The sequence below is a fragment of the Kitasatospora sp. NPDC004531 genome (assembly GCF_053602195.1).
The window spans coordinates 53,856-75,796 of sequence record NZ_JBSGDD010000022.1; the positions used below are offsets into that span (position 1 = coordinate 53,856).

Annotated in this window: 17 protein-coding genes and 1 tRNA gene; 17 read left to right on the forward strand and 1 reads right to left on the reverse strand. The window is 70.0% G+C overall.

What is annotated here, in order from left to right:
* Positions 1-66: 66 nt before the first annotated feature.
* On the reverse strand, positions 67-1,305 hold the full coding sequence (locus tag ACWEMJ_RS12665; RefSeq protein ID WP_452137005.1) for a pyridoxal phosphate-dependent aminotransferase: 1,239 nt from the start codon (positions 1,303-1,305) through the stop codon (positions 67-69).
* 283 nt (positions 1,306-1,588) lie between these two features.
* On the opposite strand from ACWEMJ_RS12665, the gene ACWEMJ_RS12670 reads away from it, so the two are divergent.
* The 17 genes from ACWEMJ_RS12670 (at position 1,589) to ACWEMJ_RS12750 (ending at position 21,938) form a co-directional block, all read left to right on the forward strand.
* Positions 1,589-1,661: transfer RNA gene (locus ACWEMJ_RS12670), tRNA-Trp, on the forward strand.
* A gap of 142 nt (positions 1,662-1,803) precedes the next feature.
* Complete coding sequence (gene secE, locus ACWEMJ_RS12675) at positions 1,804-2,160, forward strand: preprotein translocase subunit SecE (RefSeq protein ID WP_387644389.1); 357 nt, start codon at positions 1,804-1,806, stop codon at positions 2,158-2,160.
* 178 nt (positions 2,161-2,338) lie between these two features.
* Positions 2,339-3,217, forward strand: a complete 879-nt coding sequence (gene nusG, locus ACWEMJ_RS12680; RefSeq protein WP_452137006.1) for a transcription termination/antitermination protein NusG — start codon at positions 2,339-2,341, stop codon at positions 3,215-3,217.
* 163 nt (positions 3,218-3,380) lie between these two features.
* Positions 3,381-3,815 (forward strand): 50S ribosomal protein L11, encoded by a 435-nt coding sequence (gene rplK, locus ACWEMJ_RS12685; protein WP_452137007.1) that lies wholly within the window; start codon positions 3,381-3,383, stop codon positions 3,813-3,815.
* Positions 3,816-3,892: 77 nt separating this feature from the next.
* Positions 3,893-4,615, forward strand: coding sequence for a 50S ribosomal protein L1 (gene rplA / locus ACWEMJ_RS12690; protein ID WP_043914633.1), 723 nt, complete (start codon positions 3,893-3,895; stop codon positions 4,613-4,615).
* Positions 4,616-4,771: 156 nt separating this feature from the next.
* Positions 4,772-5,635 (forward strand): hypothetical protein, encoded by an 864-nt coding sequence (locus ACWEMJ_RS12695; protein WP_452137008.1) that lies wholly within the window; start codon positions 4,772-4,774, stop codon positions 5,633-5,635.
* Between the two features lie 91 nt (positions 5,636-5,726).
* Positions 5,727-6,527 carry a hypothetical protein gene (locus ACWEMJ_RS12700; protein ID WP_452137009.1) on the forward strand — a complete coding sequence of 267 codons (801 nt, stop codon included), beginning with the start codon at positions 5,727-5,729 and terminating at the stop codon, positions 6,525-6,527.
* 305 nt (positions 6,528-6,832) lie between these two features.
* The gene (gene rplJ / locus ACWEMJ_RS12705) at positions 6,833-7,387 is read left to right on the forward strand and encodes a 50S ribosomal protein L10 (RefSeq protein ID WP_363471860.1); all 555 of its coding nucleotides are present in this window, start codon (positions 6,833-6,835) and stop codon (positions 7,385-7,387) included.
* An 82-nt stretch (positions 7,388-7,469) separates the two neighbouring features.
* Positions 7,470-7,853, forward strand: coding sequence for a 50S ribosomal protein L7/L12 (rplL, locus tag ACWEMJ_RS12710; protein ID WP_452137010.1), 384 nt, complete (start codon positions 7,470-7,472; stop codon positions 7,851-7,853).
* A 588-nt stretch (positions 7,854-8,441) separates the two neighbouring features.
* Complete coding sequence (gene rpoB / locus ACWEMJ_RS12715; RefSeq protein ID WP_452137011.1) at positions 8,442-11,915, forward strand: DNA-directed RNA polymerase subunit beta; 3,474 nt, start codon at positions 8,442-8,444, stop codon at positions 11,913-11,915.
* Between the two features lie 99 nt (positions 11,916-12,014).
* Positions 12,015-15,908 (forward strand): DNA-directed RNA polymerase subunit beta', encoded by a 3,894-nt coding sequence (locus ACWEMJ_RS12720; RefSeq protein WP_452137012.1) that lies wholly within the window; start codon positions 12,015-12,017, stop codon positions 15,906-15,908.
* 192 nt (positions 15,909-16,100) lie between these two features.
* Positions 16,101-16,772, forward strand: a complete 672-nt coding sequence (locus tag ACWEMJ_RS12725; protein WP_452137013.1) for a DUF4097 family beta strand repeat-containing protein — start codon at positions 16,101-16,103, stop codon at positions 16,770-16,772.
* Between the two features lie 109 nt (positions 16,773-16,881).
* Positions 16,882-18,333 carry a WGR domain-containing protein gene (locus ACWEMJ_RS12730; RefSeq protein ID WP_452137014.1) on the forward strand — a complete coding sequence of 484 codons (1,452 nt, stop codon included), beginning with the start codon at positions 16,882-16,884 and terminating at the stop codon, positions 18,331-18,333.
* 110 nt (positions 18,334-18,443) lie between these two features.
* On the forward strand, positions 18,444-19,604 hold the full coding sequence (locus ACWEMJ_RS12735; RefSeq protein WP_452137015.1) for a sensor histidine kinase: 1,161 nt from the start codon (positions 18,444-18,446) through the stop codon (positions 19,602-19,604).
* Positions 19,605-19,618: 14 nt separating this feature from the next.
* Complete coding sequence (locus ACWEMJ_RS12740; protein WP_452137016.1) at positions 19,619-20,293, forward strand: response regulator; 675 nt, start codon at positions 19,619-19,621, stop codon at positions 20,291-20,293.
* A 317-nt stretch (positions 20,294-20,610) separates the two neighbouring features.
* Positions 20,611-21,192, forward strand: coding sequence for a hypothetical protein (locus ACWEMJ_RS12745; protein ID WP_452137017.1), 582 nt, complete (start codon positions 20,611-20,613; stop codon positions 21,190-21,192).
* Positions 21,189-21,938 carry an SIR2 family NAD-dependent protein deacylase gene (locus tag ACWEMJ_RS12750; RefSeq protein WP_452137018.1) on the forward strand — a complete coding sequence of 250 codons (750 nt, stop codon included), beginning with the start codon at positions 21,189-21,191 and terminating at the stop codon, positions 21,936-21,938. The genes ACWEMJ_RS12745 and ACWEMJ_RS12750 overlap by 4 nt, the downstream gene beginning before the upstream one ends.
* The last annotated feature ends 3 nt before the right edge of the window (positions 21,939-21,941 follow it).

Consider the following 21,941-nt stretch of genomic DNA (forward strand, 5'->3'; position numbering starts at 1 on the left):
CCGGAACCGCCCCCCGCACGTCGCCCGAACGGGTGAGGTGCGAGGGGCGGTCGAAGCCCGCAGGGGTCAGGCGCGGGCCTCGCCCAGCAGCTTCTGCATCCGGCTGACGCCCTCGACCAGGTCGGCGTCGCCCAGCGCGTACGACAGCCGCAGGTAGCCGGGGGTGCCGAAGGCCTCGCCCGGGACGACCGCGACCTCGGCCTCGTCCAGGATCAGCGCGGCCAGCTCGGCGGAGGTCTGCGGGCGCTTGCCCCGGATCTCCTTGCCCAGCAGCGACTTGACGGACGGGTAGGCGTAGAACGCGCCCTGCGGCTCGGGGCAGTACACGCCCTCGATCTCGTTCAGCATCGCCACGACGGTGCGGCGGCGGCGGTCGAACGCGGTCTTCATCTCGTCCACCGCGGACAGGTCGCCGGCCACCGCCGCCAGCGCGGCGCGCTGCGCCACGTTGGAGACGTTGGAGGTGGCGTGCGACTGCAGGTTGGCGGCGGCGGCCACCACGTCCTTCGGGCCGATCAGCCAGCCCACCCGCCAGCCGGTCATGGCGTAGGTCTTCGCCACGCCGTTGACCACGATGCACTTGTCGGCGAGCTCGGGCAGCAGGGCCGGCAGCGAGGTGAAGGTCGCGTCGCCGTACACCAGGTGCTCGTAGATCTCGTCGGTGAGCACCCACAGGCCGTGCTCCAGCGCCCAGCGGCCGATCGCCTCGGCCTCGGCCTCGGTGTACACCGCGCCGGTCGGGTTGGACGGCGAGACGAACAGCACCACCTTGGTGTTCGCGGTGCGGGCGGCCTCCAGCTGCGCCACCGAGACCTTGTAGCCGCTGGTCTCGTCCGCGACCACCTCGACCGGGGTGCCGCCGGCGAGCTTCACGGCCTCCGGGTAGGTGGTCCAGTACGGGGCCGGGATGATCACCTCGTCGCCCGGGTCGAGGATCGCGGCGAAGGCGTTGTAGATCGCCTGCTTGCCGCCGTTGGTCACCAGCACCTGCGAGGCGTCCACCTGGTAGCCGGAGTCGCGCAGCGTCTTGGCGGCGATCGCGGCCTTCAGCTCCGGCAGGCCGCCGGCCGGGGTGTAGCGGTGGTTCGCCGGGTCCTGGCAGGCCGCGACGGCGGCGTCGACGATGTAGCCGGGCGTCGGGAAGTCGGGCTCGCCGGCGCCGAAGCCGATCACCGGACGGCCGGCCGCCTTGAGGGCCTTGGCCTTGGCGTCGACGGCGAGGGTGGCCGACTCGGCGATGGCGCCGACCCGGGCGGAGACCCGGCGGTTCGCGGGGAGGACGTTCTCGGGGGTGGGTGCGCTCATGCCTTGCATGGTCCCAGACCGCACGGGGCGCGGGCATCGCGGTTCCACCATGCGTACCGGCGCGTTCCAACATCCGTACGCCGCCGCCGACCGGGTGAGCCCCCCGCCGCCGGGCGGGTGACGCCGCCGGGAGGATCGCGGTGAATGACGTTCGACCAATCGGCGAAGAACCCGTACACTCACTGCTCGACGGCTCCCAAGTGCGGATCCTTCGGCCGGGTACACCACACGGCCGGGTGGATACGGTAGGTTGGGGGCCAACGACGGAGCCGCAAGGTTCCGAAGGGCACTAGCTCAATTGGTAGAGCACCGGTCTCCAAAACCGGCGGTTGGGGGTTCGAGTCCCTCGTGCCCTGCAGCTCGACTCGTGCCAAGCCCGTTCGCTCCGAAGAGCGAGCGGGCTTGATGCGGAGAGGGCCCCGCCCAGCACTGCTTTCGCCGGATCGCCCGTGCACCAGGCACGGTAGCTCCGCAGGACCCGGATTCAGGTGAGGACGAGTGACGGAGACCACGGGCTCCACCGCAACGCCTGAGAGCGGCAACCCCGAGGGGGCCGACGCGGCGGACGAGACCACCGCGGACGGCAAGCTGTCCCGGCGCGAGCGTCGGCGTGCCAACAAGGCCGGCGGCGAGGGTGGCAAGAAGTCCGGCAAGCGGGCCAAGAAGGGCCTGTTCGCGCGGATGGGCATCTTCTACCGCCAGATCATCGCCGAACTGCGCAAGGTCGTCTGGCCCACCCGCAGCCAGCTGATCCAGTACACCACCGTCGTGGTGACCTTCGTGATCGTGCTGATGCTGCTGGTCGCCGGTCTCGACTGGGTCTTCGCCAAGGGAGCCTTCTGGCTCTTCGGCTGACGCCCGCTCAGTCCGACCGAAACCGGGATCCCCGCGGAACCCGCACCGATACTCCACCCCGACCCGGGCCGAACCTCTCGGCCCGGGTCGAGCTGTCGGCGCGAACGGCCACGGGCGACTACCGTTGAGTCGGTACTGTTGAGGTATCCGTTCCACAACCAGGAAAGAAGCAGCGACCGTGTCTGAGTCCCCCCTGTACGACGCCGACGAGACCGTCCGCGAGGCGGATGTCGCCGCCGAGCTGGACGCGGCCGAGGCTGCTTCCGACGCCGAGGCCGCCGAGGAGATCGTGACCGGCGCGGACGAGGACGAGGCCGAGGTCGCGGACGCCGAAGCGGGCGAGCCGGCCGAGGTCGAGGCCGTGCACGAGGTGGACGACGAGACCGCCGAGGCCGTCGAGGCTGCCGATGAGGCCGCCGAGGCCGCCGAGGTCGAGGTCGAGGAGGTCGAGTCCGACCCCGTCGCCGAGTTCCGCGAGCAGCTGCGCCGCGCCCCCGGCGAGTGGTACGTCATCCACACCTACGCCGGCTACGAGAACCGGGTGAAGCAGAACCTGGAGCAGCGCTCCGTCTCGCTGAACGTCGAGGACTACATCTTCGAGTCCCAGGTTCCGCAGGAGGAGGTCGTCCAGATCAAGAACGGCGACCGCAAGACCATCCGGCAGAACAAGCTCCCCGGCTACGTGCTGGTCCGCATGGACCTCACCCCGGAGTCCTGGGGCGTCGTGCGCAACACCCCCGGTGTCACCGGCTTCGTCGGCAACGCCTACGACCCGTACCCGCTGACGCTGGACGAGGTCGTCAAGATGCTCGCCCCCGACGTGGAGCGCGCCGCCGCCAAGGAGGCCGGCAAGGCCTCGCCGGTGCGCCCGGTCGAGGTTCAGGTGCTGGACTTCGAGGTCGGCGACTCGGTCACCGTCACCGACGGTCCGTTCGCCACCCTGCAGGCGACCATCAACGAGATCAACCCCGACTCGAAGAAGGTCAAGGGCCTGGTGGAGATCTTCGGCCGGGAGACCCCGGTCGAGCTCTCCTTCGACCAGATCCAGAAGAACTGACCCACAGGTCTCCGGTGCCGGGGCGGGGCGAGAGCCTCCGCCCCGGCACCGTTTTGGTCCAGCACCGCATCAGCGGTTAGCCTGGTCCGATGTGTGTCCTGGTATTCGGGTTTCGCCCCGGTGCCGGGTAGCTCAGTAACCACCTCTCGGAAGGACCCGGGACATGCCTCCCAAGAAGAAGAAGGTCACGGGGCTTATCAAGCTCCAGATCAACGCCGGTGCGGCCAACCCGGCCCCGCCGGTCGGCCCCGCGCTCGGCCAGCACGGCGTCAACATCATGGAATTCTGCAAGGCGTACAACGCGGCCACCGAGTCGCAGCGCGGCATGATCGTGCCGGTGGAGATCACGGTCTACGAGGACCGCACCTTCACCTTCGTCACGAAGACCCCGCCGGCTGCGCGCCTCATCCTGAAGGCCGCGGGCATCGACAAGGGCTCCAAGGAGCCGCACAAGACCAAGGTCGCCAAGCTGACCTCGGCCCAGGTGCGCGAGATCGCCACCACCAAGATGCCCGACCTGAACGCCAACGACCTGGACGCCGCGGAGAAGATCATCGCCGGCACCGCCCGGTCGATGGGCATCACCGTCGAGGGCTGACCAGCCCGTACGTCCACCGTGGTAGGGCCGGCGCGGCCCGTGAATACCACGAACTCCATTAGTTACTAGGAGCAGCAGTGAAGCGCAGCAAGGCCCTCAAGGCCGCGGACGCCCAGGTCGACCGCACCCGGATCTACGCCCCCCTCGAGGCCGTCCGCCTCGCCAAGGCGACCTCCACCACCAAGTTCGACGGCACCGTCGAGGTCGCCATGCGTCTGGGCGTCGACCCGCGCAAGGCCGACCAGATGGTCCGCAGCACCGTCATCCTCCCGCACGGCACCGGTAAGACCGCCCGGGTCCTGGTCTTCGCGAACGGTGAGCGTGCCGAGGCCGCGCGTGCTGCGGGCGCCGACATCGTCGGCTCGGACGAGCTGATCGACGAGGTCGCCAAGGGTCGCCTGGACTTCGACGCCGTCGTCGCCACCCCGGACCTCATGGGCAAGGTCGGCCGCCTGGGCCGCGTGCTCGGTCCCCGTGGCCTGATGCCGAACCCGAAGACCGGCACCGTGACCCCGGACGTCGCCAAGGCCGTCAACGAGATCAAGGGCGGCAAGATCGAGTTCCGCGTCGACAAGCACTCGAACCTGCACCTGATCATCGGCAAGTCCTCGTTCTCGGACGAGCAGCTGGTCGAGAACTACGCCGCGGCGCTGGACGAGGTCCTGCGGGCCAAGCCGTCCGCCGCCAAGGGCCGCTACATCAAGAAGATCGCCTTCTCCACCACCATGGGCCCCGGCATCCAGGTGGACCCGAACCGCACCCGCAACCTCCTCGTCGAGGAGGACCCGGCGGCGGTCTGACCTGAGGTCAGTTCCCCACGCGGTCGATTCATCGGGCCCGCACCCCTCTTCGGGGTGCGGGCCCGGTGCTTTTCTAATCCGCTCGCGCGAGCGGTGGGGGCATCGGATAGAGTCCGATCGCATTTCGACATGAGAATCGGATTAGAGGGGGACTTCGTGCGCGCACTGCGTACCGTTGCCGTGGCCTGCCTGGCCGCGGGTCTGCTCACCGCCTGCAGCAGCTCCGGATCGAGCGGCAGCACCACCGACGCCAAGCCGGGCGCCGCTTCCTCCGGCGCTTCGGGCGCGAGCACCGCCGGCGCGAGCGCCGGCAGCGGTGGCCAGGGCGGTACGAAGCTCGGCGCCAAGGAGGCGCTGCTCGCCTCCGCCGCGGTGATGGAGAAGGCCGGCAGCGCCAAGCTGACGCTCAGCGGCGACGCCGAGGGCACCGGCGAGTTCGTCTGGAAGGCCCCGAAGTCCTTCCTGCTCACCAGCAAGTCCGACGGCGTGGACAGCAAGGTCCTCTTCGTCGGCGACGTGATGTACGTCGGCGTCAACGGCGAGATGGCCAGCCTGGCCGGCGGCAAGGCCTGGATGAAGCTCGACCCGAAGGCCGTCGCCGGCCAGGAGGGCGCCCCCGGCGCCAGCGACATGGGCGGCTTCGCCTCCACCATGGAGCTGATGGACCCGGCCGCGCAGCTGGCCGTCGCCGCGCCGACCGCCAAGGAGGCCGGCTCCGAGACGGTGGCGGGCCAGAGCACCACGCACTACACCAGCGAGGTCCCGGTGGACACGCTGGTCGAGAAGATGCAGTTGGCCGCGGAGCTCAAGGCCCAGGTGCTGGCCGAGCTGAAGAAGAAGGGCTCGTCCGTCACCAGCGAGTTCTGGATCAACGCCAAGGGCGAGCTGGTCCAGCAGTCCTCCAACGGCCTGTCCAGCGGCAGCGGCAAGGTCGTCTACAGCGCCCTGGGCACCGTCCAGCCGACCAAGGCCCCGGCCGACTCCGAGGTCTTCGCGCTGACCGATCTGCTGAAGCAGTGACGCCCTCCCGTCCGGCCCGGGGTCGCCGCCGGGCCGGACGGGACGCGTGACAAGGTGGGGGAGCGGAACGGACGGCGGGAAGGAAGGACCGATGGCGGCACGTGCGCGTACGGCCGCGGCCCTGCTGGCCGCCGCCCTGGTGCTGACCGCGGCGAGCGGCTGCACCGGCTCCGGGTCGGCCGCCGGCACCGCCCAGCCGGCCACCCCCTCGCCGAGCGGCGTCCGGGCCACCCCCACCGACCGCTCCCCGCACGGGGTGCTGCTCTCCGTCCAGCTGGCGCTGCACGAGGCCCGGCGGGCCGAGTTCCGGGCCGTGCTGGGCGAGGACCGGGCCAAGGGCGCGCTGTTCTGGGCGCCCAAGCCGGTGCTGCAGTACCGGGCCGACGCGGACGCCCGCCGGCTGATGGTGCTGGACACCTCCGCCTACGTGGGCGGCGACCCGCAGACCGCCGCCCGGCTGGGCGGGCCGGCCTGGGAGAAGTACACCGGCAGCCGCAACCCGTACCAGCCGCTGATCGACCGGATCAGCCCGGTGGTGGCCACCGCCGCCGCGGCCGCCGCGGACGATCCGGTGCTGGTCGGCGAGGAGAAGCTGCTGGACGTCGACGTCACGCACTACCGGGTCACGCTGACCGCCGCGAAGTACGCCGCCGCGCAGACCCAGCTCGACCAGGGCCGCCGGCAGGCCCTGGAGGCCGCGCTCGGCCCCGGCGACGTGGTGCTCGACCTGTGGCTCAACGACCGCGACCAGCTGGTCCAGCTGCGCCGGGCCGCCGCCGAGGTCGACACCATCGGCTACGCCGAGTACGGCAGCTCCGCGCTCTCGGTGCAGGCCCCCGCCGAGGCGGACACCGCCCCGGAGTCCGGGGCCACCGCGCCCCCGTTCCCGTAGCGGTTTGCCCGGGCCCGATTTGGGGAAATCGGCGCGGGCGGTTAGGCTGGCCGAGCCAAAGACCGCTGGTTGTTGCCGTGCGCCCGTGAGGGTGGGCGGTGCCGAAGGATCCGCCTCGTGCGGGTCGCCCGCGCAGGTTGTGGAGCAGACAAGATCTCCGGACCGTTTTTCGGTTCGTCGAGGTCATGGCAAGCCCCGTGCGCCTGCGCGCCGGGGCTTTTTCGCTTCCCGGGGTCCGCGGCGTTGAATGGTCGACTTCTCGAAGGTCGGCCCGACTTCGACATCACGGAAGGAGGCGTAAGCCTATGGCCAGGCCCGACAAGGCTGCCGACGTCGCCGAGATCACGGACAAGTTCCGTGCTTCCAGCGCCGCCGTTCTGACCGAGTACCGCGGTCTCACGGTGAAGCAGCTCAAGACGCTGCGTCGCTCGCTCACCGGCAACGCCGATTACGCCGTGGTGAAGAACACGCTGACCAAGATCGCGGCCAACGAGGCCGGGATCTCCGAGCTGGACGACCTGTTCGCCGGTCCGACGGCTGTCGCCTTCGTCACCGGTGACCCGGTGGAGTCGGCGAAGGCTCTGCGTGACTTCGCCAAGGAGAACCCTGCTCTCATCATCAAGGGCGGTGTCCTTGACGGTAAGGCGCTGACCGCCGATGAGATCAAGAAGCTCGCGGACCTCGAGTCCCGCGAGGTGCTGCTCGCCAAGCTGGCGGGTGCGATGAAGGCCAAGCAGTCCCAGGCTGCCGCCGTCTTCCAGGCGCTCCCGTCGAAGCTCGTTCGCACCGTGGAAGCGCTGCGCGAGAAGGTCGAGCAGGGCGGTGCCGGTACTCCGGCTCCCGCCGAGGACGCGGAGTAACCACTCCCGTCCCAGCGGGCCCGCAAGTACGCCCGCCAATCCGTACATCCGGCACCTGCCGAATTAGTGGAAGGACGCCATCATGGCGAAGCTCACCGCCGACGAACTGCTCGCCGAGTTCGAGGGCATGACCCTCATCGAGCTGGCCGGTTTCGTGAAGGCCTTCGAGGAGAAGTTCGACGTCACCGCGGCCGCCCCGGTTGCCGTTGCCGCCGCCGGTGGCCCGGCCGCCGCCGCCGAGGCCGTTGAGGAGCAGGACGAGTTCGACGTCATCCTCGATGGCGCGGGCGACAAGAAGATCCAGGTCATCAAGGAGGTGCGCGCCCTGACCTCCCTCGGCCTGAAGGAGGCCAAGGACCTCGTTGACACCGCTGGTGCCAAGGTTCTCGAGAAGGTCACCAAGGAGGCCGCCGAGAAGGCCAAGGCTCAGCTCGAGGGCGCCGGCGCCAAGGTCACCGTCAAGTGACTTTGTCCTCTCTCTGAGAGGTGCTCTTCCGGCCGGGCCGGCCACCCTTCGGGGTGGCCGGCCCGGCCTGCTTCGTCTCTGCCGCCCGGAGCCCTCAGGACTCGGATCCTGTCGGCCCCCGGGGGTAGGGTGATCGCTGTCGTCGCCAGTCCGTCACGGGCCGTGTGTAACGCCCGGAGCGGCTGCGACGATGGGCAGTACGAGGTCCGCACCCTGGTGGGGGCCTTGACGAACGGCACGCGGCGCGCGATTCTCAAGGCGCGTGCCCAAGCGGAACCGTCTCCGATGCATATTCGGCGGCGGCACTGGGAAGGTTCCCGGTGACGCAGGAGTGGGTGCGACGGCCCGGCCGGTGAGGGATCACTGCCCGGGTTGTCGGTTGTACGGGAGGAGCGTCCGATTCGGTCTCCGAATCAGGGCTTGCTAGCAGTGTCGCCATTGGCTACACTGTCCCTTTGCGCTGCCTGTTAGCTGCTCCGTGACTCGTCGCCCGGAGTGGCCCCTGTCCTGACCTGGGGTTTTCCGCCTCGGCCATGGCGCGGACGGTATGCGCGTAGTGAGCTCCGAGCCCTCGGAAGGACCCCCCTCTTGGCCGCGCCGCGCAACGCCTCGAACAATTCCGCATCCACCGCCCCGCTCCGCGTCTCGTTCGCGAAGATCAAGGAGCCCCTCGAGGTCCCCAACCTCCTCGCCCTGCAGACCGAGAGCTTTGACTGGCTGCTCGGCAACGCGGCCTGGAAGTCCCGGGTCGAGGCAGCCCTGGAGAGCGGTCAGGACGTCCCCACCAAGTCCGGTCTGGAGGAGATCTTCGAGGAGATCTCCCCGATCGAGGACTTCAGCGGGTCGATGTCCCTGACCTTCCGGGACCACCGTTTCGAGCCGCCGAAGAACTCCATCGACGAGTGCAAGGACCGCGACTTCACCTTCGCGGCCCCGCTCTTCGTCACCGCGGAGTTCACCAACAACGAGACCGGTGAGATCAAGTCCCAGACCGTGTTCATGGGCGACTTCCCGCTCATGACCAACAAGGGCACGTTCATCATCAACGGCACCGAGCGTGTCGTCGTGTCCCAGCTGGTGCGTTCTCCCGGTGTCTACTTCGACTCCACCCTGGACAAGGTGTCCGACAAGGACATCTACTCCGCCAAGATCATCCCCTCCCGCGGTGCCTGGCTGGAGATGGAGATCGACAAGCGCGACATGGTCGGTGTCCGCATCGACCGCAAGCGCAAGCAGTCCGTCACCGTGCTGCTGAAGGCCCTCGGCTGGACCAACGAGATGATTCTCGAGGAGTTCGGCGAGTACGAGTCGATGCGCGCCACCCTGGAGAAGGACCACACCCAGGGCCAGGACGACGCGCTGCTCGACATCTACCGCAAGCTGCGCCCGGGCGAGCCGCCCACGCGTGAGGCCGCGCAGACGCTGCTGGAGAACCTGTACTTCAACCCGAAGCGCTACGACCTGGCGAAGGTCGGCCGCTACAAGGTGAACCGCAAGCTGGGCAACGCCGAGTCGCTCGACTCCGGCGTGCTCACCGAGCCGGACATCATCGGGACGATCAAGTACCTGGTGAAGCTGCACGCCGGCGAGACCGAGTGGCGTGACGGCGAAGGCCGCGACATCGTCATCGAGGTCGACGACATCGACCACTTCGGCAACCGTCGCCTGCGCAACGTCGGCGAGCTGATCCAGAACCAGGTCCGCACCGGCCTCGCCCGCATGGAGCGCGTGGTCCGCGAGCGCATGACCACCCAGGACGTCGAGGCGATCACGCCGCAGACCCTGATCAACATCCGGCCGGTCGTCGCCTCCATCAAGGAGTTCTTCGGCACCAGCCAGCTGTCGCAGTTCATGGACCAGACGAACCCGCTGTCGGGCCTGACCCACAAGCGTCGTCTGTCCGCGCTCGGCCCCGGTGGTCTGTCCCGTGAGCGGGCCGGCTTCGAGGTCCGAGACGTGCACCCCTCGCACTACGGCCGCATGTGTCCGATCGAGACCCCCGAAGGCCCGAACATCGGTCTGATCGGCTCGCTGGCCTCGTACGGCCGGGTCAACGCGTTCGGCTTCATCGAGACCCCGTACCGCAAGGTCGTCGACGGTGTCGTCACCGAGGCCGTGGACTACCTGACCGCCGACGAGGAGGACCGCTACGTCATCGCGCAGGCCAACGCCCCGCTGACCGCGGAGCTGACCTTCGCCGAGCCGCGTGTCCTGGTCCGCCGCCGCGGCGGCGAGATCGACTACATCCCCGGCACCGAGATCGACTACATGGACGTCTCGCCGCGCCAGATGGTGTCGGTCGCGACCGCCATGATCCCGTTCCTGGAGCACGACGACGCCAACCGCGCGCTCATGGGCTCGAACATGATGCGCCAGGCGGTGCCGCTGCTGAAGAGCGAGGCCCCGCTGGTCGGCACCGGCATGGAGTACCGCTGCGCGGTCGACGCCGCCGACGTGATCACCGCCGAGAAGGCCGGCGTGGTCCAGGAGGTCTCCGCCGACTACGTCACCGTGGCGAACGACGACGGCACGTACAACACGTACCGGGCCGCCAAGTTCACCCGCTCCAACCAGGGCACCTCCTTCAACCAGAAGGTGCTCGTGGACGAGGGCTCGCGGGTCGAGGTCAACCAGGTGCTGGCCGACGGCCCCTGCACCGACGAGGGCGAGATGGCCCTCGGCAAGAACCTCCTGGTCGCGTTCATGTCCTGGGAGGGCCACAACTACGAGGACGCGATCATCCTGTCGCAGCGCCTCGTGCAGGACGACGTCCTCTCCTCGATCCACATCGAGGAGCACGAGGTCGACGCCCGTGACACCAAGCTGGGCCCCGAGGAGATCACCCGGGACATCCCGAACGTCTCCGAGGAGGTCCTCGCCGACCTCGACGAGCGCGGCATCATCCGGATCGGCGCCGACGTCGTCACCGGCGACATCCTGGTCGGCAAGGTCACCCCGAAGGGTGAGACCGAGCTGACCCCGGAGGAGCGCCTGCTCCGCGCGATCTTCGGTGAGAAGGCCCGTGAGGTCCGCGACACCTCGCTGAAGGTGCCGCACGGTGAGTCCGGCAAGGTCATCGGCGTCCGCGTCTTCGACCGCGAGGAGGGGGACGAGCTTCCCCCGGGCGTGAACCAGCTGGTCCGCGTCTACGTCGCCCAGAAGCGCAAGATCACCAACGGTGACAAGCTGGCCGGCCGCCACGGCAACAAGGGCGTCATCTCCAAGATCCTGCCGGTCGAGGACATGCCGTTCCTGGAGGACGGCACCCCGGTCGACATCATCCTGAACCCGCTGGGTGTCCCGTCCCGAATGAACCCGGGACAGGTCCTGGAGATCCACCTCGGCTGGCTCGCCAAGCAGGGCTGGGACGTCTCCGGCCTCGCCGACGAGTGGGCCAAGCGCCTGCAGGCGATCGGCGCGGACACCGTCGAGGGCGGCACCAATCTCGCCACCCCGGTGTTCGACGGCGCCCGCGAGGACGAGATCACCGGCCTGCTGGACAACACCACCCTCACCCGTGACGGTGAGCGCCTGGTGAACTCCACCGGCAAGGCCCGGCTGTTCGACGGCCGCTCCGGCGAGCCGTTCCCGATGCCGATCTCGGTCGGCTACATGTACATCCTCAAGCTGCACCACCTGGTCGACGACAAGCTGCACGCCCGTTCGACCGGTCCGTACTCGATGATCACCCAGCAGCCGCTCGGTGGTAAGGCGCAGTTCGGTGGTCAGCGCTTCGGTGAGATGGAGGTGTGGGCCCTTGAGGCATACGGCGCCGCGTACGCGCTGCAGGAGCTGCTCACCATCAAGTCCGACGACGTCCTCGGCCGTGTGAAGGTCTACGAGGCCATCGTCAAGGGCGAGAACATCCCCGAGCCCGGCATTCCCGAGTCCTTCAAGGTCCTCATCAAGGAAATGCAGTCGCTCTGCCTCAACGTGGAGGTGCTGTCCTCGGACGGCCAGTCCATCGAGATGCGCGACAGCGACGAGGACGTGTTCCGCGCCGCCGAGGAGCTCGGCATTGACCTGTCCCGGCGCGAGCCGAGCAGCGTCGAAGAGGTCTGACGGAGGTCGGGCCGGCCGGTGACGCCGGTCGGCCCGCCCCCAGGCCCCCCTCAGACCAACAGACAGACTCTCGAATCACGAAAGAGGGCTTGACGACCAGTGCTTGACGTCAACTTCTTCGACGAGCTCCGCATCGGCCTGGCCACCGCCGACGACATCCGCCAGTGGTCGCACGGCGAGGTGAAGAAGCCGGAGACCATCAACTACCGCACGCTGAAGCCGGAAAAGGACGGCCTTTTCTGCGAGAAGATCTTCGGTCCCACCCGGGACTGGGAGTGCTACTGCGGCAAGTACAAGCGCGTCCGCTTCAAGGGCATCATCTGTGAGCGCTGCGGCGTCGAGGTGACCCGCGCCAAGGTGCGCCGTGAGCGGATGGGCCACATCGAGCTGGCCGCCCCGGTCACCCACATCTGGTACTTCAAGGGCGTGCCGTCGCGCCTGGGCTACCTGCTGGACCTGGCGCCGAAGGACCTCGAGAAGGTCATCTACTTCGCCGCCTACATGATCACCTGGGTGGACGACGAGCGCCGTCAGCGCGACCTCCCCTCCCTGGAGGCGCACGTCTCGGTCGAGCGCCAGCAGATCGAGAACCGCCGGGACGCCGACCTGGAGGCCCGCGCCAAGAAGGCCGAGTCCGACCTGGCCGAGCTGGAGGCCGAGGGCGCCAAGGCCGACGTCCGCCGCAAGGTGCGCGAGGGCGCCGAGCGCGAGATGAAGCAGCTGCGCGACCGGACCCAGCGCGAGCTGGACCGCCTCGACGAGGTGTGGACCCGGTTCAAGAACCTCAAGGTCCAGGACCTGGAGGGCGACGAGCTGCTCTACCGCGAGCTGCGCGACCGCTTCGGCACCTACTTCTCCGGCTCGATGGGCGCGGCGGCCCTCAAGGACCGCCTGGAGTCCTTCGACCTGGGCGAGGAGGCCGAGCGCCTCCGCGAGATCATCCGCACCGGCAAGGGCCAGAAGAAGACCCGTGCGCTCAAGCGCCTCAAGGTCGTCTCCGCCTTCCTGCAGACCAGCAACAAGCCCAAGGGCATGGTGCTGGACTGCGTCCCGGTGATCCCGCCGGACCTGCGTCCGATGGTCCAGCTCGACGGTGGCCGCTTCGCCACCTCCGACCTGAACGACCTGTACCGCCGCGTCATCAACCGCAACAACCGCCTGAAGCGGCTTCTCGACCTCGGCGCGCCCGAGATCATCGTGAACAACGAGAAGCGCATGCTGCAGGAGGCCGTCGACGCGCTGTTCGACAACGGCCGCCGCGGCCGTCCGGTCACCGGCCCGGGCAACCGCCCGCTGAAGTCCCTCAGCGACATGCTGAAGGGCAAGCAGGGTCGTTTCCGTCAGAACCTGCTCGGCAAGCGAGTCGACTACTCGGCCCGTTCGGTCATCGTCGTCGGCCCGCAGCTCAAGCTGCACCAGTGCGGTCTGCCGAAGGCCATGGCGCTGGAGCTCTTCAAGCCGTTCGTGATGAAGCGCCTGGTCGACCTGAACCACGCGCAGAACATCAAGTCGGCCAAGCGCATGGTCGAGCGCGCCCGCCCCGTGGTGTGGGACGTCCTCGAAGAGGTCATCGCCGAGCACCCGGTGCTGCTGAACCGTGCGCCCACCCTGCACCGCCTCGGCATCCAGGCCTTCGAGCCGCAGCTGGTCGAGGGCAAGGCCATCCAGATCCACCCGCTCGTCTGCACCGCGTTCAACGCGGACTTCGACGGCGACCAGATGGCCGTGCACCTGCCGCTGTCCGCGGAGGCGCAGGCCGAGGCCCGCATCCTGATGCTGTCCTCGAACAACATCCTGAAGCCGGCCGACGGTCGCCCCGTCACCATGCCGACCCAGGACATGGTGCTGGGCCTGTTCTTCCTCACCTCGGACCGCGAGGAGGTCAAGGGCAAGGGCCGTTCCTTCTCCTCGACCGCCGAGGCGATCATGGCCTTCGACGCCCGCGAGCTGGACGTCCAGGCCCCGATCGACCTGCGGATGCCGGCCGGCACCGTGCCGCCGCGCGGCTGGGCCGCCCCGGTGGACGAGGACGGTCAGCCGACCTGGACCGAGGGTGAGCCGTTCCGGATCACCACCACCCTGGGTCGCGCGCTCTTCAACGAGCTGCTGCCCGAGGACTACCCGTTCGTCGACTACGAGGTCGGCAAGAAGCAGCTGTCGGCGATCGTCAACGACCTCGCCGAGCGCTACCCGAAGGTCGTCGTCGCCGCGACGCTGGACAACCTGAAGGCGGCCGGCTTCCACTGGTCGACCCGTTCCGGTGTCACCGTCTCGATCTCGGACGTCATCGTCCCGCCGAGCAAGCCCGCCATCCTGGAGGGCTACGAGGCGCAGGCGGAGAAGGTCCAGAAGCAGTACGAGCGCGGTCTGATCACCGACAACGAGCGCAAGTCCGAGCTGGTCGGCATCTGGACCCGGGCGACCAACGAGGTCGCCGACGCGATGGCCGCGAACTTCCCGAAGACGAACCCCATCTTCATGATGGTCGACTCGGGCGCGCGCGGAAACATGATGCAGATGCGTCAGATCGCCGGTATGCGTGGTCTGGTGTCGAACGCGAAGAACGAGACCATCGCCCGTCCCATCAAGGCCTCGTTCCGTGAGGGCCTGTCCGTGCTGGAGTACTTCATCTCCACCCACGGTGCCCGTAAGGGTCTGGCCGACACCGCGCTGCGTACCGCCGACTCGGGTTACCTGACCCGTCGTCTGGTGGACGTCTCGCAGGACGTGATCATCCGCGAGGAGGACTGCGGCACCGAGCGCGGCCTCAAGCTGGAGATCGGCCAGGTCGGCGCGGACGGTGTGCTGCGCAAGGCCGACGACGTCGAGACCAGCGTGTACGCCCGCATGCTCGCCGAGGACATCACGGTCGACGGCAAGCTGATCGCGACCGCCAACACCGACCTCGGCGACGTCCTGATGGACGAGCTGATCCGGCACGGCGTGAGCGCGGTCAAGGTCCGCTCGATCCTGACCTGTGAGTCGGCGGTCGGCACCTGTGCCTTCTGCTACGGCCGCTCGCTGGCCACCGGCAAGCTGGTCGACATCGGTGAGGCGGTCGGCATCATCGCCGCCCAGTCCATCGGTGAGCCCGGTACCCAGCTGACCATGCGTACCTTCCACACCGGTGGTGTGGCCGGTGACGACATCACCCAGGGTCTGCCCCGTGTCGTCGAGCTCTTCGAGGCCCGTACCCCGAAGGGTGTCGCCCCGATCTCCGAGGCGGCCGGCCGGGTCCGGATCGAGGACACCGAGAAGACCCGCAAGGTCGTCGTCACGCCGGACGACGGCACCGACGAGATCGCGTACCCGGTCTCCAAGCGCGTCAAGCTGCTGGTCAGCGAGGGCGAGGCGGTCGAGGTCGGCCAGAAGCTGACCGTCGGTGCGACCAACCCGCACGACGTGCTGCGGATCATGGGCCAGCGTGCCGTCCAGATCCACCTGGTCGCCGAGGTCCAGAAGGTCTACAACTCGCAGGGTGTGTCGATCCACGACAAGCACATCGAGATCATCATCCGGCAGATGCTCCGCCGCGTGACGATCATCGAGTCGGGCGACGCCGAGCTGCTGCCGGGCGAGCTGGTCGAGCGCGGCCGCTTCGAGCAGGAGAACCGCCGCGTGGTGTCCGAGGGCGGCCACCCCGCCTCCGGCCGTCCGCAGCTGATGGGTATCACCAAGGCCTCGCTGGCCACCGAGTCCTGGCTGTCGGCCGCCTCCTTCCAGGAGACGACCCGGGTCCTCACCGACGCGGCGATCCACGCCAAGTCGGACCCGCTGCTGGGCCTCAAGGAGAACGTCATCCTCGGTAAGCTCATCCCGGCCGGTACGGGTCTGCCCCGCTACCGCAACATCCGGGTCGAGCCGACCGAGGAGGCCAAGGCCGCGATGTACTCGGCCGTCGGCTACGACGACTACGACCTGTCGCCGTTCGGCGCGGGCTCCGGTCAGGCCGTCCCGCTGGACGACTACGACTACGGCCCGTACACCGGCTGATCCTCCGGCCGATCGTTCGGTAGTACCGCAGGGCGGTCACCCCACCAGGGGTGGCCGCCCTGCGGCGTTGCCGGCCCCCGGTTTCACCTAGGGGATCCCCCTGGGGACGGAGGCGGCGGAACCACTCCGTGGAGGGAGGTGGCGGCGCCCCCGGGCGGGAGAGACTTGGGGAAGTCGAGAAGGAGGAACGCGGTGAAGCGGATCGTGGGGGCGGCGGCGGTCGTGGGGCTGCTGGTGGTCGGGGCGGTGGGCTGCGGTCCGTGGGACAAGCAGCAGCGCAAGACCGTGTCGTACGAAGTGCCCGGCCAGGTCGACCAGTTGGTGGTCGAGGGGACCAGCGGCGGGATCGACGTGCGGGTCGACGACGGCCCGGTGCGGGTGGTGGAGAAGCGCGCCTGGGACGACCAGGAGCCGCAGGGCACCCACGAGCTCAAGGACGGGGTGCTGAAGCTGACCTACGCGTGCGACAACTGCGGCATCGGCTACGAGGTGCACGTCCCGGCGGGCACCAGGCTGAAGCTCACCCAGACCAGCGGCGGCATCCAACTGCACGACGTGGCGGGCGACGTGGACGCCAGGGTGACCTCCGGGGGGATCAACACCTTCGGCCTGAAGTCGAAGAACGTGAAGCTGACGGTGAAGTCCGGCGGGGTGGAGGCCCGGTTCGCCGAGGCGCCGACCCGGGCGGAGATGTCCACCGACTCCGGCGGCCTGATGGTGAACGTGCCGGCGGGGGCGCAGTACCAGGTGGAGGCGCACGCCGAGAGCGGCGGCACCGACGTCAAGGTGCCCTCGGTCGCCGGGGCGCCGCACGTGCTGATCGCCCGCGCCCTCAGCGGCGGCGTGCAGGTGTACAGCAGCTGACCCGGCGGCCGCTGCTGTCGGTGGCAGGGCCTAGATTGAGGGTTGTCGGCAGGCGGCTCGCGGCCCCGCCGGCACCCCCCGAACTCTGTGCCCGAAAGGGGCGTCGGCCATGTCTGCCACCGTTTCCGCAGACCCGCAGGTGACCTACCTGGAACTCTCCGAGGACCAGGGCAGTGCCCACAAGTTCTACGAAGTCACGGTCAAGGGCGTGGAGTTGACGATCCGCTACGGCCGGATCGGCGAACCGGGGACGACGAGGACCACGGTCTGCGCGAGTGCCGAGAAGGCCGCCGCGCAGGCCGCCAAGAAGATCGGCGAGAAGGTCCGCAAGGGCTACGCGCCCGCCGTCCAGGGGGTGCGCGAGCGCCGGGCCGTGACGCGCCGGCAGATCACCTCGACCCGCTCCACCGCCCGCCAGGCCCCGCTGCTGTGGCGCTTCCGCTCCGGCTCGGCCGCGTTCGGGGTGTACGTCGGCGAGGAGCACGCCTGGGTCGGCAACGAGGCCGGCGACGTCTACATGCTGACCCGGGACGGCGAGGTCACCGGCCGGTTCGGCCTGCCCGACGGCGTCAAGTGCATCGTCGCCGACGACTGGTGGATCTACGCCGGCTGCGACGACGGCAAGGTGTACGACCTCGGCGGCAAGGTGCCGCGGGTGGCGTACGAGATCGCCCAGGACGTCGACATCTACTGGCTGGACATCCACGACGGCGTGCTCGGCGTCGCCGACGCCAACGGCGGGCTGACCACCGTCGACCACGAGGACGAGTTCCAGTGGCGCCGAAACGCGCAGGGCTCCTCCGGCTGGATGGTGCGCTGCGACGCCGACTCCGTCTACCACGGCTGGTCGGCGGGCGTCGCCCGGTACGCCAAGCGCGGCGGCGACCAGCAGTGGCACACCCGCACCAAGGGCGCGGTGCTGTTCGGCTGGCAGGAGAAGGACGAGGTGTTCGCCGGCACCACGCAGGGCTGGGTGCACCGGCTGCGCAAGGCCGACGGCTCCGAGGTCGCCGCGTACAAGTGCGACGCCTCGGTGTTCTCCTGCGCGGCCTCGCCCGACGGCGAGTACGTGTTCGCGGGCGACAACCACTCGTCCGTCTACTGCTTCGCCGCCGACGGCACCCGGCTGTGGAAGCTCGGCACCGGCTGCGGCTCCGCGTACAGCATGCAGTACCGCGACGGCCGGCTGTACGTCGTCACCACCGACGGCTCGCTGGCCTGCCTGGACGCCTCGCCGGGCGCCGTGCAGGCCGCCGAGCAGGGCACCCTGCCGGCCACCGCCGAGGTGACCGGCGGCGGGATCGAACGGGTGGTGCCGTCCGCGGTGCTGGAGACCGTCAGCGTCACCGCGGCGGCCGGCAGCGGCGTCGAGGTGGAGTGCGTCGCCGACGGCAGCCGGCTGCGGGTGCGGGTGGTGTCGCCCGGCTTCGACCCGAGCTGGCGGGTGCAGTTCCCGAAGGACGTCCGGGTGGCCGGGGCCCGCTACCTGGTGGCGGAGGTCCGGGAGTCCGCGTCCGGCGGGTTCTACCGGGCGCGGGGAGAGATCAAGCGGCTGCTGTGACGCCCGCGCGCCGACGCGTCGCCAAGGGCGCTCCCCGGTCGGGGGCGCCCTTCGGCGTTCCCGGGGCCGGGCGGGGAGGCGGCCTTGGGACGATGCGAGAGGATGCGCGAATGGGGAAGTGGACAGAGGGCCTGCTGGCCTGGGGGAGGGCCCGCCCGTGGGCGGTGGACGGGCCGCTGGTGGCGCTCGCCGTCGGCGTCTCGCTGTGGGGCGTCCACACCGACCAGGAGCACCCCGGCGGCACCTGGTGGGCGTACCTGCTGGCGCTGGCCGGGTCGGTGCCGCTGTGGTGGCGCCGCCGCCACCCCTGGCCGGTGCTGCTGTGCTGCGCCCTGCCCACCTCGGCGCTGTCCGTGCTGGCGCACTTCGCGATGCCGCAGATCCAGGTCGGCATGGCCGTCGCGATCTACACCCTCGCCGACCGGGGCAAGGACTGGCAGCGCGTCCTGCTGCTGACCGTCACCGTGGCCGGCAACGTGATCGGCACCCGCTCCTTCAGCGGCATGCTGTTCAGCATGGTGGTGTCCGTCGGCAGCTTCCTCTTCGGCTCCCTGGTACGGGAGTTGCGTCGGCTGGCCGGCGCCGAGGCGGAACGCGCCCGGCAGACCGGGCTGCGCGCCGCCAGCGACGCCGCCCGGGCGGTCGCCGAGGAACGCGCCCGGATCGCCCGCGAGATGCACGACATCCTCGCCCACGCGGTCTCGCTGATGGTTGTCCAGGCCGAGGCCGGGCCGCTCGTGGTGCACAGCAACCCCGAGCGGGCGATCCGCGCGTTCGACGCGATCGCCGACTCCGGGCGCGACGCGATGGTCCAACTCCGGCGGGTGCTCGGCGTGTTGAAGGAAGAAGGGGCGGTGCCCGCGCTCGCGCCGCAGCCGCGACTGGCGGAGCTCGGGGGCGTCCTCGACCGCGTCCGGGAGTCGGGCGTCGACGTCGACGCCCGCATCGAGGAGGCCGGGCCCGCCGAGGTGCAGGCCGCGGCCTACCGGATCGTCCAGGAAGCGCTCACCAATGTGGTCAAGCACGCCGGGGCGAGCGCGGTCGTGGTCCGGGTGGCGGTGCGGGACGGCGCCACCCTGAGCGTGTCGGTCTCGGACGACGGGGTCGGGGTCGGGGCGCCGGCCGGGGGCGGGGTCGACGGGCGCTCCGGCGGACGCGGGCTGCTCTCCATCCGGGAACGCGCGGCGGCCTGCGGCGGCAGCGTCTCGACCGGGCCGCGCGCGGACGGCCGCGGCTACCTGGTGGCGGCCGAGCTGCCGCTCAACGCCTGAGAGAGGAAACAGAGTTGACCATACGAGTGGTGATCGCCGACGACCAGGAACTGGTCCGGGCCGGGTTCGGGATGATCCTCGACGCCCAGCCCGACATCGAGGTCGTCGCGGAGGCCGGCGACGGACAGCAGGCGATCGACGCCGTCCGGGCCCACGACCCCGACGTCCTGCTGCTGGACGTCCGCATGCCGGTGATGGACGGGCTGGAGGCGGCGCGGCGGGTCTGCGCCGAGCTGCCGCGCTGCAAGGTGATCATGCTGACCACCTTCGACGTGGACGACTACGTCTTCGACGCGCTGTACGCCGGGGCGAGCGGCTTCCTGCTCAAGGACGTCCGTCGGGACGACCTGGCGCACGCCGTGCGGGTGGTGAACTCCGGAGAGGCGCTGCTCGCCCCGTCCGTCACCCGGCGGGTCATCGGGGAGGTCACGGCGCGGAAGGCCGGCGGGACGCTGGCCGTCCCGCGGCCGCTCGGGCGGCTGCTGGAGTCCCTCACCGCGCGGGAGCTGGAGACGCTGCGGCTGGTCGCGCGGGGCATGTCGAACGCGGAGATCGCGGCGGAGCTGGTGGTGAGCGAGCACACCGTCAAGACGCACGTCAGCAACCTGCTGCAGAAGCTGGGGCTGCGGGACCGGGTGCACGCGGTGGTGTTCGCGTACGAGGCGGGGGCGGTGACGGCGGGGGAGTAGGGGGGGAGGAGCGCGAGAGCTGGGTGCGAAACCAGGGAGAGCACAACCAGGGGCGCGGGGAACTGCGCGACAAGCGCCAGCCACGTCCGTGAGGTCGCGATCAAGTGCAGGTCATTGTCCTGCGTCGCGATCTTCAGGACGTGGTGCGTTCCCCTTCGCGCAGTTCCCCGCGCCCCTGGTTGTGCCCTCCTTGGTTTCGCGCCCATCCGCCTGGCGAGGGATGCCCGAGGTTCACCGGTGCGGGGGAGTCGCGCCGCAGGCTCTCGCGGGAGGGTTGGGGGTGTCGGAAAGAGGCACTCACACATGGGGGTTGGGCGATGGTGACGGGGCGTCGGGCGTTGGGGTGGTCGACGGGGTTGCTCGCGGTGTACGGGTCGGTGCGGTTGGTGCCGGGGTCGCGCGGGGTGGGGTGGGGGTGGACGGTCGGGCATCTGGCGCTGTTCGGGGGGCTGGTGCTGATGGGGCTCGGGCTGGTGGAGCTGTGGCGGCTGGGCGGGGTGCGCGGGGTGTGGGGCCGGGTGTGGCTGGGGGCGGGGCTCGCGGGGGTGGCGGCCGGGCTGGCGCAGAGCGGCATCGACCTGTACGCGAACGCCGTCTCGGAGGACCTCGCGGCCCGTTCGGAGCTGTTCGACCGGGTGCAGTCGGTGCCGGGCGTGATGCCGCTGGTGTACACGGCGGTGCCGATGCTGCTGTACGTCGGCCTGGTCGCGCTGCTGGTGCGGCTGACGGTGCGCGGGGTGGTGCGCTGGTGGAGCCCGGTGCTGGTGCTTGTGGGGACGGTGCTGATGGGGGCGTCGCTGGACTTCCTCGCGGTCGGGGCGGCGCTGTACCTGGTGGCGTTCCTGCCGGTGATAACCGGTGGCCGTGACCGGCTGCGGGCCGTACCGTCCGGGGCATGACTGAGAAGCGGCCGTTGGTGGCGGTGTTGACGGGGGCGGGGATCTCCACCGACTCGGGGATCCTCGACTACCGCGGGCCGCAAGGGCTTTGGCAGCGTGATCCGGGCGCGCAGGAGCTGGTGACGATCGGCCCGTACCTGGGCAGCACGGAGGTGCGGCGGAGGTCCTGGCTGATGCGGCGGGACGCCGGCGCGGCGGCCGCGAAGCCGAACGCCGGGCACCTGGCGCTGGTCGAGCTGGAGCGGGCGGGGGTGCCGATGCGGGTGATCACCCAGAACGTGGACGGCCTGCACCAGGCCGCCGGGCTGCCCGCCCGGAAGGTGGTCGAGCTGCACGGCACCGCGGCCGAGGTGCAGTGCGTCGACTGCGCGGCCGTCGATTCGATGGCGGCGGCGCTGGAGCGGGTCGCGGCGGGCGAGGACGACCCGGCGTGCGCGCGGTGCGGCGGGGTGCTGCGGCCGCGCACGGTGATGTTCGGCGAGGCGCTGGACGCGCGGGTGCTGGCGCTGGCGGAGCGGATCGCCGAGTCGTGCCGGATCTTCCTGGCGGTCGGCAGTTCGCTCCAGGTGATGCCCGCGGCGACGCTGCCGGGGTCCGCGCTGGAGCGCGGCGCCAAGCTGATCGTGGTCAACGGCGAGCCGACGTTCTGGGACGACGACGCGGCCGAGGTGATCCGGGAGCCGATCTCGCAGGCGCTGCCGAAGCTGGTGCGCAGGCTGGTGGACGGAGACCTCTCCGGGGGCTGACCT

What these genes read in the sequence shown, in the direction of transcription:
- ACWEMJ_RS12750 (WP_452137018.1), top strand. Translation starts at nt 21,189, where the DNA reads ATGACTGAGAAGCGGCCGTTGGTGGCGGTGTTGACGGGGGCGGGGATC.
- rplK (WP_452137007.1), top strand. Translation starts at nt 3,381, where the DNA reads ATGCCTCCCAAGAAGAAGAAGGTCACGGGGCTTATCAAGCTCCAGATC.
- ACWEMJ_RS12665 (WP_452137005.1), bottom strand. Translation starts at nt 1,305, where the DNA reads ATGAGCGCACCCACCCCCGAGAACGTCCTCCCCGCGAACCGCCGGGTC.
- ACWEMJ_RS12730 (WP_452137014.1), top strand. Translation starts at nt 16,882, where the DNA reads ATGTCTGCCACCGTTTCCGCAGACCCGCAGGTGACCTACCTGGAACTC.
- rplL (WP_452137010.1), top strand. Translation starts at nt 7,470, where the DNA reads ATGGCGAAGCTCACCGCCGACGAACTGCTCGCCGAGTTCGAGGGCATG.
- ACWEMJ_RS12735 (WP_452137015.1), top strand. Translation starts at nt 18,444, where the DNA reads ATGGGGAAGTGGACAGAGGGCCTGCTGGCCTGGGGGAGGGCCCGCCCG.
- ACWEMJ_RS12745 (WP_452137017.1), top strand. Translation starts at nt 20,611, where the DNA reads ATGGTGACGGGGCGTCGGGCGTTGGGGTGGTCGACGGGGTTGCTCGCG.
- ACWEMJ_RS12700 (WP_452137009.1), top strand. Translation starts at nt 5,727, where the DNA reads ATGGCGGCACGTGCGCGTACGGCCGCGGCCCTGCTGGCCGCCGCCCTG.
- rplJ (WP_363471860.1), top strand. Translation starts at nt 6,833, where the DNA reads ATGGCCAGGCCCGACAAGGCTGCCGACGTCGCCGAGATCACGGACAAG.